Source organism: Caloranaerobacter ferrireducens (assembly GCF_001730685.1).
Taxonomy (GTDB): Bacteria; Bacillota; Clostridia; order Tissierellales; family Thermohalobacteraceae; genus Caloranaerobacter; species Caloranaerobacter ferrireducens.
Genome location: NZ_MDJR01000010.1, coordinates 1 through 17265 on the forward strand (window position 1 = coordinate 1; position 17265 = coordinate 17265).

Consider the following 17265-nt stretch of genomic DNA (forward strand, 5'->3'; position numbering starts at 1 on the left):
TTTGTTTAAGTGGCCTTTGGCCACTTTTTTTCTATTTGTCTAAGAAAGTTTATAATTTTCTATGGATTATAAAAGCGAATGCTTGAAAGAATTTAGTTTTTTCTTTCGCATGAGAGTTATTTTCATAAATATTTTACTTTGTCTACAAGCTCTAATACTATTTATCTATAAAAATACATATTATTTATAACATAAAGGAATTGTAAACCGATTAAAGGGGTGATATCTATGCAGGATATTATTAGTATAAGTCAAAATAAGTGCAAACAATGCTATTCTTGTGTTCGAAATTGTCCTGCCAAAGCTGTACAAATAGAAAGTGGACAGGCTAAAATAGTTCATTCAAGATGCATTAATTGTGGTAAGTGTATTAAAAGTTGTCCTCAAGAAGCTAAAATAGTTATTGATAGTAAAGGAAAAACACTTAGTATATTAAGAGAAAATGATACAGTTATAGCCTGCATAGCTCCCTCATTTATAGTAAGTTTTCATGAATATAATTATAAAAAGATAGTTGGGGCTTTAAAAGAAGTTGGTTTCTCAGAAGTATGGGAAGTTGCAGTAGGTGCAGAGTATATTGTTGAAGCTATCAGTCAGTATATTAAAAATAAAGAAAATAATCTTTTTTTAAGTTCTCCTTGTCCTGCATTTATATCTTTAATAGAAAAGCATTATCCAGAAATGATAAAGTATCTTTTGCCTTTTGTATCACCTATGATTGCTACAGGAAAAATTATTAGAAAGCTACACAAAAACAAAAATATTAAGATAGTTTTTATTGGGCCTTGTGTAGCAAAAAAGTGTGAAGCATTAGAGCCACAATTTGACGGAATTATAGATAGTGTACTTACGTTTGATGAGTTAAAAGATATTTTTGCAATTAAAGGTATTAATATTGAGAATGCTCAAGAAATGGATTTTGATAGTATATATTGCAATGAAGGAAAGTTATTTCCTTTATCAGGAGGGTTATTGGGGAATCTTAAATCCTTATATAATTTGAAAGAAAGTGAATATGTAGTTATAGATAATGATAAAGATTGTGTTGAATTAATAAATGCTATTAAAGCTGGTAAATTTAAAGGTAAGTTTGTTGATGTTTTAATGTGTAGAGGATGTATAGATGGACCTAAGATTGATAGCAGTTTAAACTATTATGAAAGAATTAATAAGATTTATGAATACATAAAAAATAGTGCTAAAAAAGCAAAAAAACGAAATATAAAATTAGAATTAGATTTTATAAGGTATTATAGAAATAAAAGAAGTATATTACCTTATCCTACAGAAAGCGAAATACAGAGAATATTAAATATGACTAATAAATTTACTAAAGAAGATGAACTGAATTGTGGTGCATGTGGATATAGTACATGCAGAGATAAAGCAATAGCTGTATTTCAGGGAATTGCAGAAGTGGATATGTGTTTACCATATCTTATTTCTAAAAAGACTAAACTAGTTGAACAATTATCTGAAACATTAAAGGAGACAGAAAACTTAAAGGATGAATTAGAAGCGGTTATTGAGTCATCGTATGATGGTCTTGTAGTTACAGATGGAGAGGGTAGAATATTGAAAACAAATTCAGCGTGGAGGAAAATGGTAGGATATGAAACTAAAAAAGAAGAATCCGTTAAAGATATAGAAAGTAAAAATATTATTTTTCCTTCAGCAACTTTATTAGTATTAAAGGAAAAAAGAAGAATATCTTTTATTCAGCATTCTCATAATGGTAAAGAGTATTTGGCAACAGCTACACCTATATTTGATAGCAATTCCTCAATAAAAAGGGTAGTAACTAATATAAGAGATATAGATGAATTAAATAGATTAAGAGATCAAATAGAAGAAACTAGAAAACTGCAAAAATATTACAAAGAGACTAAAAGCAGAACATATAACAAAGAATATCACAATGAGAATATTGTAGCTAACAGTATTGAATTTGGAGAAGTATTAAGTTTAGCAAGTAGTGTAGCGAAAGTTGATTCTACAGTTTTGATTTTAGGGGAGTCAGGGGTAGGAAAAGAGATTGTTGCAAATTTTATACATAATCTAAGTACAAGAAAGGATAAGCCTTTTATTAAAATTAATTGTGGTGCTATACCAGATAATTTGATTGAATCTGAGTTATTTGGATATGAAACAGGTGCTTTTACAGGAGCAAAAAAGAAAGGCAAACCAGGACTTATAGAACTTGCACATGAAGGAACATTATTTCTTGATGAAATAGGAGAGATTCCTTTAAATTTGCAGGTTAAATTATTAAGGGTTATACAAGAAAGAAAAATTATGAGAATAGGGGGGATAAGAGAAAAGTATGTAGATGTAAGAATAATAGCTGCTACAAATAGAGATTTATATGATATGGTGCAAAAAGGAGAGTTTAGAGCTGATTTATACTATAGATTGAATGTAGTTCCTATCGAAATACCTCCACTGAGAAAAAGAAAAACTGATATTCTTCCACTATGTTATCATTTTTTAGAGATATTTAATTCGAAATATAGGTGTAATAAAAGGTTATCTAAATCAGTTGAAAGGATTCTTGAAGATTATAATTGGCCTGGAAATGTACGTGAGTTGGAAAACTTAATTGAAAGAGTAGTGGTTACTACACCAAGTGATGTGATAGATATTAAAGATTTGCCTATGTTTTTATTAAATACTAATGATTATTGTAAGAAAGTAGATATAGAGGGGATATTACCTTTAAAGGAAGCTGTTGAGTTAGTTGAGAAGAAATTGATTGAAAAAGCATATAGAAAATACAAATCTACTTATGAGATGGCAAAAGTATTAGGTGTTAATCAGTCAACAGTTGTAAGAAAGATACAGAAATATATAAAGAGTAATGCTTTAGAGCATGATTAAATGCAGTAATGCATTATTTAGTAGTCAATAGTTAGTAGTCGATAGATTTTTGTCTATCGACTATTATCTATTGACTTTTTTTATCTAGTATCTAGTTTCTAGTACCAAGTACCTAGCCCCTAGTATCTATTTGGCATAAATTATGCATTTTATATTTAGCAAATAAAGGGGGGTTAGATATGAGGTTTAATGATTTCTATCAGAATTTAAGAAAATCAGCTGAGGAAGCTATAAAAAACAAGAGAGAAAATGGGAAAATAAGAGCCGTATTAGGATATTCAATATGCAGTGTAAGTGTTGGAGCTAATGAAGTACTAAGATCAATGCAGGAAGTTTTAGTTGAAGCAGATATTGACAATGTAATATTAGAAACTACTGGCTGTATAGGACTTTGCTCTAAGGAACCATTATTAGATATATATATGCCAAATGGTGAGAGATACACTTATGAATTAGTAACGCCTTCGAAAGCTAGAGCTATAGTTATTTCTCATTCTCTTTATGGAGAGCCAATGGAAGAATGGTTACTAAAAATGTAAGGGGGGATATATATGAATTTGCAGCAAATGGTATTAGGGATAATTGAGGAGAAAGGGAATACAAAAGATAAGTTGATCGAGATACTACTTGAAATACAATCAAGAACAGAAGGTAATTATGTACCGAAGGAAACTTTAAAAATAATCTCAGAGTCGTTAGATATACCACTAAGTAAAGTTTATGGAGTAGCAACATTTTATTCAATGTTATCTATTAAAGGAAGAGGTAAGTATGTTATTCAGATTTGTAATAGTGCACCATGTTATATTTCGGGTTCTTCTGATATTGTAAAAGCTTTTGAAGAAGTTTTAGGAATAAAAATGGGAGAAGTAACACAGGATGGAATGTTTTCATTAGAATATACAAGTTGTATAGGGGCGTGTAATTTAGCTCCAGCAGTAAAGATAAATGATAAAGTATATGGAAACTTAGATAAAAATAAGATAATCGAGATATTAGATTCATTAAGAAAGGAGGGGAAGTAATGGTGAATTTGGTTTCTAGATTATGTGGTAAGTTAGATCCTTTGTCAATAGATGATTATAGAGAAAATGGTGGTTTTAAAAGTTTAGAAAAAGCTTTATTCAAAATGAAACCAATAGATGTTATTGATGAGATAAAAAAGTCAAATTTGAAAGGAAGAGGTGGAGCTGCATTTCCAACAGGACTAAAATGGCAGTTTGTATTTATGGAAGAAAGTGATGAGAAATATGTGATATGTAATGCAGATGAAGGAGAACCAGGAACTTTTAAAGATAAGGTATTATTAGATGGCTGTCCACTTCAGATTATAGAGGGTATGCTTATAGCTGGTTATGCAGTAGGTGCTAAAAAAGGATTTATATATATAAGAGGTGAATATCCAAAATCAAGAGAACTACTGATTGAAGCAGTCGATAGACTGAAAAAAGAAGGTTATTTAGGCAAAAATATTTTGGGTAGTGATTTTAGTTTTGATATCGAAATTAGATCAGGAGCTGGAGCATATGTATGCGGTGAAGAGACTGCATTAATAGAGTCTATTGAAGGTAATCCTGGAAGGTCTAGATTTAAACCTCCATATCCTCCTAATAAAGGTTTATGGGGAAAACCAACTCTTGTAAATAATGTTGAAACACTTGCTAACATTCCGGTTATTTTAGAAATAGGAGCTGAAAATTATAAAAAGTATGGAACAGAATCAAGTAGTGGAACTAAGCTTATTTCCGTATCTGGAAGTGTAGTAAATAAAGGGGTTTATGAGGTGGAATTTGGTATTACCTTAAGAGAGATTATATATGATATTTGTGGTGGACTTGTGAAGGATAGGAATTTGAAGTTTGTACAACTAGGTGGTTCTTCAGGCGCTTGTATACCTGCTGACATGTTAGATTTAAGACTTGATTTCGATGAGTTAAGAAATCATGGTATAGGATTAGGTTCTGGAGCAATTTTAGTTGTAGATGAGAACACATGTGTAGTTGATTTTATAAAAGTAACTTCTCAGTTTTTCCAGCATGAGTCATGTGGTAAATGTACACCATGTAGAGAAGGTAACTATCATTTAGTTAGGACGCTAAAAAGAATAACAGAAGGAAAAGGTAGTGAAAGAGATTTAGAATTGTTAAAAAATATTTCTGATGTTATGGAGCAGTGTTCATTATGCGGGTTAGGTCAAGCAGCTCCAACTGCTTTGATAACTACAATGAAATATTTTAAAGAAGAATATGAAGAGCATTTAAAAGGATATTGTAGAGCAGGAAAATGCACCTTTAAAGGAGGTGTTCTAGATGACTAAAGTGAAGGTTTTTATAGATGACAAAGAAGTAATAGTAGATGAAGGGACTACGATACTTGAAGCTGCAAAAAAGGCAAATATTAACATTCCAACTCTTTGCTATCATCCAGACCAAAAAATAAAGGGGATTTGTAGGATTTGTATAGTTGAAATTGAGGGTCAAAAGAATTTTTCAGCTTCATGTTGTACACCAGTTAGAGATGGTATGAGAGTGAGAACTAATACAAGAAGAGTTAGAGAAGCAAGAAAAAGTATAATGGAATTTATTTTAGCAAGACATGATGGTGATTGTTTGACATGTATTAGAAATGGAAATTGTGAACTACAAAAATTAAGTGAAGAACTAAATATAAAAGAAATAAAATATGATAGGATAGCAGAAAATTTACCACTTGATGAATCTAATCCTTCAATAGTTAGAAATCCTAATAAATGTATTAAATGTGGAAGATGTATAGAAGTATGTCATGATGTACAAGGAGTTGGTGCAATAGATGCTATCAATAGAAGTAGTGACTTAAAAATTTTACCTGGATTATATGAAAAATTAAGTGATGTTGCATGTGTATATTGTGGTCAATGTATTAATGTTTGTCCAGTAGGTGCTATATACGAGAAAGAAGATATTGAAAGAGTATGGGATGTATTAGAGGATAAAAGTAAACATGTGGTTGTACAAATGGCACCTGCAGTCAGAGTATCATTAGGGGAAATATTTGGATTTAAACCAGGTAGTATAGTTACAGGGAAAATAGTAGCTTTCTTAAAGGCTATAGGATTTGACAGAGTTTTTGATACAAATTTTACAGCTGACTTAACAATAGTAGAGGAAGGAAATGAACTACTCTATAGGATAAAAAATGGAGGAAAGCTTCCTATGATAACATCATGTAGTCCAGGTTGGATAAGATATATAGAGTTTTTCTATCCTGAGCTATTAGAGCATGTTTCTACGTGTAAATCACCACAGCAAATGTTCGGGGCTTTAGCTAAAACATATTATGCTCAAAAATTTGGAATAGATCCTAAAGATATAGTTGTAGTATCTATTATGCCATGTACTGCTAAAAAAGCAGAGGTAGTTAGAGAGGGAATGGATAGTTCAGGCTATCAAGATGTGGACATTGTTTTAACAACTAGAGAATTAGGTAAGATGATTAAAGAATCAAGAATACAACTAGAAGATTTAGAAGAGGTAGAATTTGATAAACCGTTTGGAATTGCGACAGGAGCAGGTGCTATATTTGGAGCTACTGGTGGGGTAATGGAGGCTGCGCTTAGAACAGTGTATGAAAAGGTGACAGGTAAAGAGCTTAAAAAAGTAGAATTTACTGCTTTAAGAGGAATAGATGAATATAAAGAAGCGAAAGTAGAAATGGATAATGTAAAAGTAAAAGTAGCAGTAGTTAACGGTCTTAAAAATGCTAAAATGATTCTTGATATGATTAAAGAAGGTAAGGCAGACTATCATTTTATTGAAGTAATGTGTTGTCCTGGTGGTTGTATAGGTGGTGGTGGTCAGCCTATACCAAATACAAATGAGATTAAGAAGAAAAGAATAGAAGCTATTTATAATGTAGATATTTCATATGCTATAAGAAAATCTCATTTAAATCCTGTGGTAAATGTACTTTATGAAGAATTTTTACAAGAGCCTCTAGGGCATAAGTCTCATCAATTACTTCATACTCATTATATTAATAGAAAAAATTAAATATATATCATTAGTCAAGCCCCCTTACACATAAAATTAATAATGGAGTGTTAGGGGGCTTGTCTATGAAAAGTGGAAAATGGATAAATTTATCTTTTATATATATCGGAACGGTTATAGGTGCAGGTTTTGCATCAGGCCAGGAGATAATAAAATTTTTTGGAGTGTTTGGTATTAAAGGATTATTAGGAATTATAGTTTCAGGAATATTATTTTGTATTATAGGAATTATTATTTTAGTTTCTGTATATAAAAATGATTTAAATGGGTATCAGGATTTTTTAATTTCAATATTTGGGAATAAGTTAAGTGCTACATTTGAATTTATAATATTATTTTTCTTATTCGGTGGATATTGTGTTATGTTAGCTGGTAGTGGTGCTATTTTTTTCGAACAGTTTCATTTGCCTTACAGTATTGGTATATTTATTATGGGGATAGCTACATTAATAACTTTTTTATTTAGTATTAAAGGTATTTCAGTAGTGAATGAAATAATAGTTCCGTTATTATTAGTAGGTATTATTACATTAAGTATGCTTGTGATTTCAAAAGAGGGTTTAGTATTTAGTAATTATAAAGGGGCTGAAATTTCGACAACTGGCAATTGGTTAACCTCATCGATAATTTATGTAAGTTATAATTGTATACCTGTTTTAGTTGTAATGAGCACTTTGTCATCGATAATACCTAATAAAACAGAAGCTATTAAAGGAGGGCTATTTGGCGGATTAGGTCTTGGAGTATTAGCTATCTTTATACTTGTTCCATTACTAATACTCTATACAGATGTTTTTGGTCTTGAGATTCCTATGTTAAAAACAGCTGAATATTTGGGCAAAAACGGCGAAACAATTTATAGTTTAATATTGTGGTGTGCAATGTTTACTACAGCGATAGCAAATGGTTTTGGATGTATAAGAAGGGTGTCAAAGATTACTAGAATAGACGAAAGATTATTTTCAATATTATTTGTATTTTTAACAATACCCATGGCAAAGGTTGGTTTTTCAAGATTAATATCAATATTATATCCATTATATGGTGTAGTAGGAATTCCTATTTTAGTTTCAATTATTTTAAGCTTTATACTTAAGAAGATTTAGAAGTTTAAAACAGAAGGATTTTACCTGAGAAAAAAGAATAATAAACTATAGGCTAAATAGCTTTACTGAAGGAGTTGGAGATTTTGAGAGGTAGTAGAGCAAAGAGACATAATAAAAGATTGCAATTTTTTATATTGTTATTTTTCTTACTTATACTAATTGCTTCAAGCAGGATGTTTAATATAGGTAAATTATTAAATAATAATGAAAAAACTTTACAGATTATATCTAACATAAATGTAGATATGAATAAATATTCTGGAGTTAATATTTATGACGATAAAATTTTGATTACAGATTCAAATAAAATTATTTCATTGTATTATAACGGGAATATAGCATGGAAAAAAGATATAAAGATTATAAATCCAATCATACGATTTGGTAAGCAAAATATATATATATTAGACCCTCTAAATGGACAAGTTACTGCTTTAAATTTAAATGGAGAGGAAATTTGGCGTTATGATTTTAAAAAATCGATTAAAGATATTGTTGAAAAGGAAGATTGTTTGATTATATTTACAAAGGCTGGAGAAAGCAAGGATCAAATAAACATATTTAATTTAAAAGGAGATTTAGTTGGTAATATTATTTTAGAGCAAGGAGTAGCTTTAGATTGTGATATTTCAAGAGATAAAAAGAAAGTACTTATTAATGTTTTAGATTTAAGTGATGAAAAGATAAAAAGTAAAGTAGCATTATATTCTGTAAATGGTTATGAGATATGGGGACAAAGTATTGAAAATGATATAATAGCGAAAATTAATTTTATTGATGGTAAGATATTATCAGTTACGAAAAGCAATATCAGATTGTTAAACAGTAAGCAGAAGCTGCTTTGGGATAGAAATGTTAATGGAGAAATAATAGACTTGAGAGTTGATATTAATGATAAGAAAATTATTCTATTATATGATGGAGATAAAAAATATTTAGAGGTTGTGAGTATAAATGGAAGAACTATAATGAAAAAAGAAGTTGATAAAAGTATTAAAAAGATATATAAAAAAGATAGCAATATTTATCTAGCTGGTGATAAAAGGATATATGGAATAAGTAAAGATGTATTTTTGGATTATAATACTAGCGAAAAGATAAAATCCATAGGTATTTTGAAAGATAAACTGATTATTATTACGAATGAAAACATAAAAATAATGAAGCTAGTCAATTTGAAGAGTAATTAGGAGCTGATTTTTATGAATTGGGTAGATTATGTTGTTATTGTTATACTTCTAGTAAATGGTCTAGGAGGATTAAGAAAAGGATTGATAATAACGGTATTTAACTTATTTGGTTTCATTTTATCCTTATATATAGCTAAATTATATTATCCTGTACTTGCGAATTTTATAAAAAATAATCCAAATTTTATTTATACTATAAAAAAATATGTTACAACGAGAGTACAAATTATAATAAATAAGATAGGGAATTCTGGTAGTATAGGCGATTTTTTTGAAATACTTAAATTACCAAATAAATTAGGCGAAAGTATGATAAATGATCCGAATGTTAATTCTTATATGAACAATACAATAAATACAGCTGGAGATATGATATCTACTAAACTGACAGGACTTTTTGTAGATATAATAAGTATAATAATAGTTTTTCTAGTTGCTAAATTCATATTATATGTTGTAGTTAGTGTTCTTGATAATATAGCACAGCTGCCAGTTTTAAGGCAAATAAACAAATCAGCAGGTTTAATTTTTGGTCTTGTAAAAGGAATTTTTATACTATACATTTTGTTTGCTATTATTACTCCTGTTGTTACAATGTTTCCAGATGGAGCTATATCAAAAGGTGTTTATGATTCAACTATAGGGTATTATTTGTATAGCAATAATTTAATAATCAATTATCTCAAAGGATATGGATTATTTAAATAAGCATGGCTTTTGCCATGCTTATTCTACGAAAATTTCAACTTTTTCTCCATTTCGTTCATTTGTTACATCTACTATTTTTCCTTGCGCTCCACTTTTAATTATTTGTATAATTTCTTCTAAATTGATGTTTTCTAGGTCTGAATTTTTAAGTTCGGGTGAAAATTTTGTTGCAAATTTTAGACCTACATCAACTAAAGCTACAGGTATATTTACATTCACTTTAGTTTTATCATATGGATCATATACTCTTATTTTTATCCATTTTGCGTTAGATGTGTTGAATTCCTTATCTTTTTCTTCTATTGCGTTTAACAATTCTAATCCTTCTTCATGTGTTATTTTTCCTTCTTCAATCATTTTAAGGATTTGTAATTTTTCTTCTTTAAAATTTGACATAATATCCTCCCCCTATTCAAAATTAATTTTTAAAATTTTTCACTTTATTCCTTTAGCAGTTTTACAGCTTCTTCGGCAGTTATTTCTCCTGTACTAAGTTTAGCTAGAATTTCTTTTCTATCAATTTTTGGAGTATATTTTGGACTATATCCTAAAGCTTCTATAACGTTTTCAAGTTTATTTCTTACTGTCGGGTATGATATTCCTAATTCTTTTTCGATTTCTTTAATATTTCCTCTGTTCTTAATAAAAACTTCGACGAAATACTTTTGTTCATCATTTAACTTACAAAATTTACACAAGGAAAATTTACTTTCTATAGTTGTATTGCAGTAATCGCAATGGAGTTTTGTTACGTTAAGTTCATTGTTACAAACAGGACATCTTCCGATTACTTCTTTTTTCATTAGCTATCCTCCTTCTATAATCTTTTATAATCCATAGGAAATTATATACTTTTATTCTTATAAATTAATAAACGAAGAGTATGGATAATATTTTTAAACATTACAATCAGAAGTTTCTTTATTTTTTGGTATATTTATAGTTGTTGACTATTCATTATAACATAATAAATACTGGTAGTTATTTTTCTGATGCAATTTTTCCTTCATAAAGTTTTGGGAATATTTTTTTATCAAGTTTATAATTTAAATAAACTATTGTAGCACTAACTACACCTATTCCTCCTAAGACTGTGAAAGCAGTTGCATATGAAAATGTATCTATTAACCAACCCATAATAACACGTCCTCCAATTCCACCTATGAAATATCCAATGTTACGGTAACTATTGATTCTTCCACGATGTGAAGCTGGAACTCTTCTACTTATATATGGCGAGGATCCTAACATATTAATTATTTCTCCTATAGTAAACGCAAACATCATTACAAAAAACACCCAATACACTACTGCATTTCTAATTATTAAGAAACTTAATGAATAAAGAAGTAATCCAATAATAATCTTTGGCAGCTCATTTAATTTTTCTAATATTCGAGTCATTACTGGTGTAAATAAAATAACTATTAGTCCATTAAAACTTGCTAGTAAGCCAAAGTATTGAGCTCCTTTATCTAAGAATATAGTTTCCATATAAAGAGGTAATGTAAATGACCATTGATCATATATAAATGCTGCGAGCATAAAAACAAGTAACTGAATTAATATTGATTTGCGTTCTTTTAAAATATCAAAGGATGAAACATCATTACCAGCATGGTTTTCATATTCATTTTTCTCATCATCTTTTAAATCATCAGTTTTCAGAACATTTACAAATAAAATAATTAATATAGTTGAAGACAATGTTGTTAATCCATCAATTATAAATGCTAAACTTAAATACTTTTCAAATAGTAATCCTCCTACAGTAGCTCCTACAATAAAACCTAAGTTATGTCCAAGATATGATAATGAGTATACTTTTTCTCTTTCTTGTGGTTTTGTAGCATCAGCAATTAATGCTTCAAAAGCAGGACCTTCCATATTTGCAAATAATCCTGCTAGCACAAATAATACTGTCATTAGGTTACTTGGTTCTATGAATGCACAAGATATAAAGAAAACAACACTTAAAGAATCAAATATTATAATTATTTTCTTACGGTCATACTTGTCAGCTAACTTACCACCTAATACAGTTGCAGGTAAATATAGCACTCCTATACTTAACGATATTATAGCTATTGTAGATGCTGAATAACCTATCTTACGGCTTAGTATAAGTGTAAGTAGGGGCCAGATAAATGCGCCCATATTCGTAATTATTCTTGCGAAAAAAATTACATATGCAGATTTTGATAATCCACTATATTGCGAAAATATACTTACTAATTTTTTATACATATAAACGCTCCTTTTCTGTTTTTAAGCCCTACGAAGTAATTATTTTGACTTTAGTTCCACTTTTTTCATCTTCAACATCTACTAAATTAAAAGGTTCATGCATTCTCAGGACTTTAAATATTTCATTTAAATCTATATCTTTTAAGACTTTTATGTGTTTCAAAGTATCATCATCTAAATGTTTTGAGTATTTAGAAGTAATGGTAATAAGTTTTAATCCTATATTAATTAATAATTCAATCATCCAGAAAGGTATTGCAGGTATTTTAATTTTATGTTCTGATTCGTCTATAATAGTGATTTTTATTTTTGAAGCTCTTTTTTTGGGTTTATTACTATCAGGGTGTAAATTTTTTAATAAATAAATAGCTTTTTCTGCACTAATTTCTTTTCTTTCTAACATTGCTAGTATCTTTTGGATGCTATCTTTCAAACAAAAGCCCCCTTATCTAATATATTTAAAAAAACAAATTAAAATAATTTATTTTTAGAAAACATAAAATGAATTATTTTAATTTCTAATTATATATTATTACCATCTTTAATAAAAGTCAATATAAATATTAAAAAAATTAAACTTACAATTAAAATAATTAATATATGAAATCGAATAACGAACTGCGAAAAGCGAACGACGAATAGCCAATAATAGCACCTAGTACCTAAAAACTATAGATAAATTTTATAATAATACCTATTAATATAGATAATATCTATAAAATCCTTATTATATTGAATGTTATAGCTAAATAAAACTATAATATAATTAAAGTTTTAGGCATATGTAAGCTATATAAAACAGGAGGGTATTAAAATGAAAAAGGAAGTTGATGCAAGAGGTAAGGCTTGTCCTAAACCTGTAATAATGACTAAAAAAGCATTAGATGAAATAGAATCAGGAGTTGTTATTACTATTGTGGATAATGAAGTTGCTAAAGAGAATGTATCTAAACTTGCTAAGAGTATGAACTACAATTTTAAAGTAGAGAAGACAAAAGATAATGATTTTGTAATTCATATTACTAAGGGAGAAGTTGTAGAAGTTGAAAGCAATACTTGCCAGCCGAATATATTTAAAGATATGACTGTAGTTTTTGGTTCTGATAAAATGGGTAAAGGTTCTGATGAATTAGGAAAAATATTAATGAAGGGATTTATATATACATTGACTGAATCAATTCCATATCCATCGACTTTACTTTTCTTAAATAGTGGGGTAAAATTAACTACTGAAGGGTCAGAAGTAATAGATGATTTAAAGAAATTGGAGGAGCAGGGAGTAGAGATATTATCTTGTGGAACTTGCTTGGATTTTTACAATTTAAATGGTAAGTTAAAGGTAGGAGAAGTCACAAATATGTATACTATAGTGGAAAAAATGAAGAATGCAACAAATACTATAGTATTGTAAAAGGATGATTTAGTATGATTAAAAAAGCATTTTGTGTTGTAACATTTAATTCAACTAATCATGCAATACAGGGAGAAAAGATTTTAAAGGATAGAAATATAGAAATTAAAGTTATACCAACTCCTAGAGAGATAACTGCAAGCTGTGGGTTATCTATTAGGTTTGATAAAAAATTTCTAGAAGAAGTAATATCATGTATTCAAAGTGCGGCACTTAATATAAAAGGAATATATGAAATTATGAGAGAAAACGGTAAAAGAATAGTAAATAAGGTATATTAAAATAGAAAAAAATCTTTTGTTTTTAAAAGCAAAAAAATATAATATAATATATTTAGAGCTACTTCATAAAAGAGGTAGCTTTATTTAGTTCTAAAAAGGAGAGATATTTATGCCTATGAAGCTTAATGTAGGGGATGTTGTACAGTTAAAAAAAGTACATCCTTGTGGAGGAGATAAATGGGAAATTATGAGGACTGGAATAGACTTTAGGATTAAATGTCTTGAATGCAATAGACAGGTTTGGCTCCCAAGGAAAAAACTAGAAAAGAGAATCAAGAAAATTATTAGTCAAGTAGAGTAAAATAAAGAATAGAGGATATATATTAAAAAAATTTAATAAAAATTCAATATTGAAAAATCATTATTTGTCAAAATTTGAAGTAATTGAAATAGACAACGTTAGATAAATATAGTAAACTAAATATAGAGAGAAAAAGGAAAACGTTTTACTTTGTAAATTATGAAGATTTGGAGGTGCTTATTATGGCATTAAATTATGCAAAGCGCATGGAAAATATTAAAGCTTCTGAGATACGTGAATTATTAAAGCTTACAGAAAAACCAGAAATTATTTCATTTGCAGGCGGATTACCTGCACCAGAATTATTCCCTGTTGAAGAAATGAAGGAAATAACAAGAGAAGTTTTAGAAGAAGAAGGAGAAAGAGTATTACAGTACGGTACAACTGAAGGATATACTCCTCTTAGAAAGAAAATAGCAGAAAGAATGGCTAAAGTAGGTGTTAACGTAACTTATGAAAATATTCTTATAACTAGTGGTTCACAACAAGGTCTTGATTTTACAGGAAAGATATTTTTAGATCCTGGTGATGTAGTAATTTGTGAGAGCCCAAGTTATCTTGGAGCAATAAATGCTTTTAAAGCTTATCAGTGTAATTTTGCAGAAGTGCCTACTGATGATGACGGAATGATAATAGAAGAATTAGAGAAGATTTTAGAAAAAACAGAAAGAGCAAAATTTATATATGTAATTCCTGATTTCCAAAATCCATCAGGAAGAACTTGGTCTATAGAAAGAAGAAAGAGACTAATCGAAGTTGCAAATAAATACAATTTACCTATTATAGAAGATAATCCTTATGGTGAGTTAAGATTTGAAGGGGAAAGACCACCAGCAATTAAACATTTTGATACAGAAGGAAGGGTTATATTCTTAGGTACATTTTCTAAGACTTTCTGTCCTGGATTAAGATTAGGTTGGACTTGTGCTGACACTGAAGTTTTGCAAAAATATATTTTAGTTAAGCAAGGTGCAGACCTGCAGACTAGTACTATAGCTCAAAGAGAGTTAAATAAGTTTTTAGAAAAATATGATTTAGACGAGTACATTGATAAGATTAAGGAAGTATATAAGAGAAGAAGAGATTTAATGCTAAATACTATGAAAGAAGAATTCCCTGAAGGAATTAAGTATACTTATCCAGAGGGTGGATTGTTTACTTGGGTTGAATTACCAGAACACATTAATACTAGAGAACTTTTAGAAAAAGCTGTTGAAAAGAATGTTGCATTTGTACCAGGTGGTTCATTCTTCCCTAATGGTGGTCATGAAAATACAATGAGACTTAACTATTCAAATATGGATGAAGAAAGAATAGTAATTGGAATTAAGAGATTAGCAGAAGCAATAAAAGAAATGCTTTAATATAAAGGTCCCTTTTTAAAGGGACCTTAAATTTATTTTTTTCTATTTTGTTAGCTATGCTATTTTCAAGCTTTTCCAAAATTTCTACTTCTAAGTTTCTAGATTATTTACATATAAAACACTTTCTCTGTCTTTTTCATTTCATATATTTGGATAACAAGTATATTTTTGATATGTTATAATAATTATAGTTATAAAAATATAAGGGGGAGTACGTAGTGAAAACTACAAAAAAGGAGTGGAGTTGGATTTTATATGATTGGGCTAATTCTGCATTTGCAATAGTTATGCTAACAGCAATTCTACCTTTGTTTTTTAAAGATATGACAAGTTATTTAGGTATTGCAGATTCTGATTCAACGGCATTTTGGGGCTATGCCAACTCAATAGGTACATTTCTCATAGCAATTTTAGCACCATTTTTAGGAACTATTGCTGATTATCAGGGATTTAAAAAGCGATTTTTTATTTTCTTTTTTAGTTTAGGAGTATTTTTTACGGGGATAATGGCAACTGTGCCTATGGGACAATGGAAAATTGTAATAGTATTCTATATACTATCACTAATTGGGTTTTCTGGAGCTAATGTTTTTTATGATAGTTTTTTAACTGATGTAACTGATGATAAAAGAATGGATAAAATTTCATCTATGGGTTATGCTTATGGTTATATAGGAAGCACTATACCTTTTATTATTGGTATAGCTATTGTTTTCTTTAGTCGGAACCTAGGTATTTCTACAACTTTTGCTTATAGACTTTCATTTGTTATTACAGCACTTTGGTGGGGATTATTTACTATTCCTATGTTAAAGAATGTAAAGCAAGTATATTATATTGAACGTGAGAATAACTCCATAAAAAATAGTTTTAAGCGTTTAATGTCGACATTGAAAAATATAAAAGAGTATAAAGCTATATTTATTTTTCTATTAGCTTATTTCTTTTACAATGATGGAGTAGGTACAATCATTAGAATGGCTTCTGTTTTTGGTAGAGATGTTGGTGTAGCTCCTATGGATTTATTAGTTATTTTACTTGTAACTCAGTTTGTAGCTTTTCCATTTGCATTACTTTATGGGAAACTTTCTTCTATTTATTCAGGAAAAACTATGATTTTAGTAGCAGTTTCTATTTATATATTTATATGTATCTATGCTTATCAAATAGATTCTACACTAGATTTTTGGATTTTAGCTATGCTTGTAGCTTCTTCTCAAGGAGGTATTCAAGCACTTAGCCGTTCTTATTTTGGTAAATTAATTCCAAAGAATAATTCAAGTGAGTTTTTTGGTATTTATAATATTTTTGGTAGATTTTCGTCTATTTTAGGCCCTACATTAGTTGGGATTATTGCACAGGTTACAGGCAATACAAGGTATGGAGTTTTTAGTGTTGTTATATTTTTCTTAATAGGTGCATTTTTATTACTGAAAGTGCCCAACCAAGTTAAATTAAAAGCAGTTAATCAATAATGAGTTTATTGATAGAGTAAAATATTTATAAAGATAACGCTTATGCGAAAGAATTTAGAAAGAACTAAATTTTTTCAAGCATTCGATTTTATTTTCATATTTATTTATATAATTTTTTAAAAAATCAAGTTTATCTACAGTCTGTTAAAACAGGTTTAATATATTAGCTTTAATGCATTATATTTCTAGTTCTGAAATTAGCTAATTTTAAATTCTTTAGTATAATAAGAGAGTATAAATAAAAACTATTGTAATATATACTTATTAGTGATAT

The 17265-nt window shown here is 28.8% G+C and carries 17 protein-coding genes; 13 read left to right on the forward strand and 4 right to left on the reverse strand.

Translation table 11 applies throughout. The annotated features are described in order from the left end of the window. Positions 1–228 precede the first annotated feature (228 nt). From BFN48_RS11045 to BFN48_RS11080, 8 genes are all read left to right on the forward strand, one after another. The gene (locus BFN48_RS11045; RefSeq protein WP_069650967.1) at positions 229–2877 is read left to right on the forward strand and encodes a sigma 54-interacting transcriptional regulator; all 2649 of its coding nucleotides are present in this window, start codon (positions 229–231) and stop codon (positions 2875–2877) included. A 179-nt stretch (positions 2878–3056) separates the two neighbouring features. Beyond that, positions 3057–3416: a (2Fe-2S) ferredoxin domain-containing protein gene (locus BFN48_RS11050; RefSeq protein WP_069650968.1), complete on the forward strand. Its 360-nt coding sequence runs from the start codon at positions 3057–3059 to the stop codon at positions 3414–3416. A 12-nt stretch (positions 3417–3428) separates the two neighbouring features. Then, a complete protein-coding gene (locus tag BFN48_RS11055) occupies positions 3429–3902 on the forward strand; it encodes an NADH-quinone oxidoreductase subunit NuoE family protein (protein ID WP_083238914.1) in 474 nt (157 codons plus the stop codon). After that, entirely contained in the window at positions 3902–5194 is a 1293-nt protein-coding gene (gene nuoF / locus BFN48_RS11060) for an NADH-quinone oxidoreductase subunit NuoF (RefSeq protein WP_069650969.1), read from the forward strand. The genes BFN48_RS11055 and nuoF overlap by 1 nt, the downstream gene beginning before the upstream one ends. Next, positions 5187–6908, forward strand: a complete 1722-nt coding sequence (locus tag BFN48_RS11065; RefSeq protein ID WP_069650970.1) for an NADH-dependent [FeFe] hydrogenase, group A6 — start codon at positions 5187–5189, stop codon at positions 6906–6908. Before nuoF ends, BFN48_RS11065 begins: the two co-directional genes overlap by 8 nt. Before the next feature lie 65 nt (positions 6909–6973). After that, complete coding sequence (locus BFN48_RS11070) at positions 6974–8014, forward strand: YkvI family membrane protein (protein WP_069650971.1); 1041 nt, start codon at positions 6974–6976, stop codon at positions 8012–8014. Positions 8015–8097: 83 nt separating this feature from the next. Beyond that, the gene (locus tag BFN48_RS12720) at positions 8098–9204 is read left to right on the forward strand and encodes a DUF5711 family protein (RefSeq protein ID WP_069650972.1); all 1107 of its coding nucleotides are present in this window, start codon (positions 8098–8100) and stop codon (positions 9202–9204) included. Positions 9205–9216: 12 nt separating this feature from the next. Further along, positions 9217–9912: a CvpA family protein gene (locus BFN48_RS11080; protein ID WP_069650973.1), complete on the forward strand. Its 696-nt coding sequence runs from the start codon at positions 9217–9219 to the stop codon at positions 9910–9912. Positions 9913–9930: 18 nt separating this feature from the next. Here the strand turns inward: BFN48_RS11080 and BFN48_RS11085 are convergent, their stop codons facing one another. The 4 genes from BFN48_RS11085 to BFN48_RS11100 form a co-directional block, all read right to left on the reverse strand. Further along, a complete protein-coding gene (locus BFN48_RS11085; protein ID WP_069650974.1) occupies positions 9931–10308 on the reverse strand; it encodes an SHOCT-like domain-containing protein in 378 nt (125 codons plus the stop codon). Positions 10309–10352: 44 nt separating this feature from the next. Further along, entirely contained in the window at positions 10353–10715 is a 363-nt protein-coding gene (locus BFN48_RS11090; protein WP_069650975.1) for a DUF2089 domain-containing protein, read from the reverse strand. Positions 10716–10893: 178 nt separating this feature from the next. Then, a complete protein-coding gene (locus tag BFN48_RS11095) occupies positions 10894–12159 on the reverse strand; it encodes an MFS transporter (RefSeq protein ID WP_069650976.1) in 1266 nt (421 codons plus the stop codon). 28 nt (positions 12160–12187) lie between these two features. Continuing rightward, positions 12188–12592 carry a hypothetical protein gene (locus BFN48_RS11100; RefSeq protein WP_069650977.1) on the reverse strand — a complete coding sequence of 135 codons (405 nt, stop codon included), beginning with the start codon at positions 12590–12592 and terminating at the stop codon, positions 12188–12190. A gap of 381 nt (positions 12593–12973) precedes the next feature. On the opposite strand from BFN48_RS11100, the gene yedF reads away from it, so the two are divergent. From yedF to BFN48_RS11125, 5 genes are all read left to right on the forward strand, one after another. Further along, on the forward strand, positions 12974–13570 hold the full coding sequence (yedF, locus tag BFN48_RS11105; RefSeq protein ID WP_069650978.1) for a sulfurtransferase-like selenium metabolism protein YedF: 597 nt from the start codon (positions 12974–12976) through the stop codon (positions 13568–13570). A 14-nt stretch (positions 13571–13584) separates the two neighbouring features. Next, the gene (locus BFN48_RS11110; protein WP_069650979.1) at positions 13585–13851 is read left to right on the forward strand and encodes a putative Se/S carrier protein; all 267 of its coding nucleotides are present in this window, start codon (positions 13585–13587) and stop codon (positions 13849–13851) included. A gap of 109 nt (positions 13852–13960) precedes the next feature. Beyond that, a complete protein-coding gene (locus tag BFN48_RS11115) occupies positions 13961–14152 on the forward strand; it encodes a DUF951 domain-containing protein (RefSeq protein WP_069650980.1) in 192 nt (63 codons plus the stop codon). A 182-nt stretch (positions 14153–14334) separates the two neighbouring features. Continuing rightward, the gene (locus tag BFN48_RS11120) at positions 14335–15516 is read left to right on the forward strand and encodes an aminotransferase-like domain-containing protein (RefSeq protein WP_069650981.1); all 1182 of its coding nucleotides are present in this window, start codon (positions 14335–14337) and stop codon (positions 15514–15516) included. 218 nt (positions 15517–15734) lie between these two features. Then, the gene (locus BFN48_RS11125; protein WP_069650982.1) at positions 15735–16991 is read left to right on the forward strand and encodes an MFS transporter; all 1257 of its coding nucleotides are present in this window, start codon (positions 15735–15737) and stop codon (positions 16989–16991) included. Positions 16992–17265: the final 274 nt, after the last annotated feature.

Excerpts from the sequence above, each read along its gene's own strand:
- BFN48_RS11050 (WP_069650968.1), top strand. The coding sequence starts at position 3,057 with ATGAGGTTTAATGATTTCTATCAGAATTTAAGAAAATCAGCTGAGGAA.
- BFN48_RS11065 (WP_069650970.1), top strand. The coding sequence starts at position 5,187 with ATGACTAAAGTGAAGGTTTTTATAGATGACAAAGAAGTAATAGTAGAT.
- BFN48_RS11095 (WP_069650976.1), bottom strand. The coding sequence starts at position 12,159 with ATGTATAAAAAATTAGTAAGTATATTTTCGCAATATAGTGGATTATCA.
- BFN48_RS11090 (WP_069650975.1), bottom strand. The coding sequence starts at position 10,715 with ATGAAAAAAGAAGTAATCGGAAGATGTCCTGTTTGTAACAATGAACTT.
- nuoF (WP_069650969.1), top strand. The coding sequence starts at position 3,902 with ATGGTGAATTTGGTTTCTAGATTATGTGGTAAGTTAGATCCTTTGTCA.
- BFN48_RS11055 (WP_083238914.1), top strand. The coding sequence starts at position 3,429 with ATGAATTTGCAGCAAATGGTATTAGGGATAATTGAGGAGAAAGGGAAT.
- BFN48_RS11070 (WP_069650971.1), top strand. The coding sequence starts at position 6,974 with ATGAAAAGTGGAAAATGGATAAATTTATCTTTTATATATATCGGAACG.
- BFN48_RS11085 (WP_069650974.1), bottom strand. The coding sequence starts at position 10,308 with ATGTCAAATTTTAAAGAAGAAAAATTACAAATCCTTAAAATGATTGAA.
- BFN48_RS11115 (WP_069650980.1), top strand. The coding sequence starts at position 13,961 with ATGCCTATGAAGCTTAATGTAGGGGATGTTGTACAGTTAAAAAAAGTA.
- BFN48_RS11080 (WP_069650973.1), top strand. The coding sequence starts at position 9,217 with ATGAATTGGGTAGATTATGTTGTTATTGTTATACTTCTAGTAAATGGT.
- BFN48_RS11045 (WP_069650967.1), top strand. The coding sequence starts at position 229 with ATGCAGGATATTATTAGTATAAGTCAAAATAAGTGCAAACAATGCTAT.
- BFN48_RS11110 (WP_069650979.1), top strand. The coding sequence starts at position 13,585 with ATGATTAAAAAAGCATTTTGTGTTGTAACATTTAATTCAACTAATCAT.
- BFN48_RS11120 (WP_069650981.1), top strand. The coding sequence starts at position 14,335 with ATGGCATTAAATTATGCAAAGCGCATGGAAAATATTAAAGCTTCTGAG.
- yedF (WP_069650978.1), top strand. The coding sequence starts at position 12,974 with ATGAAAAAGGAAGTTGATGCAAGAGGTAAGGCTTGTCCTAAACCTGTA.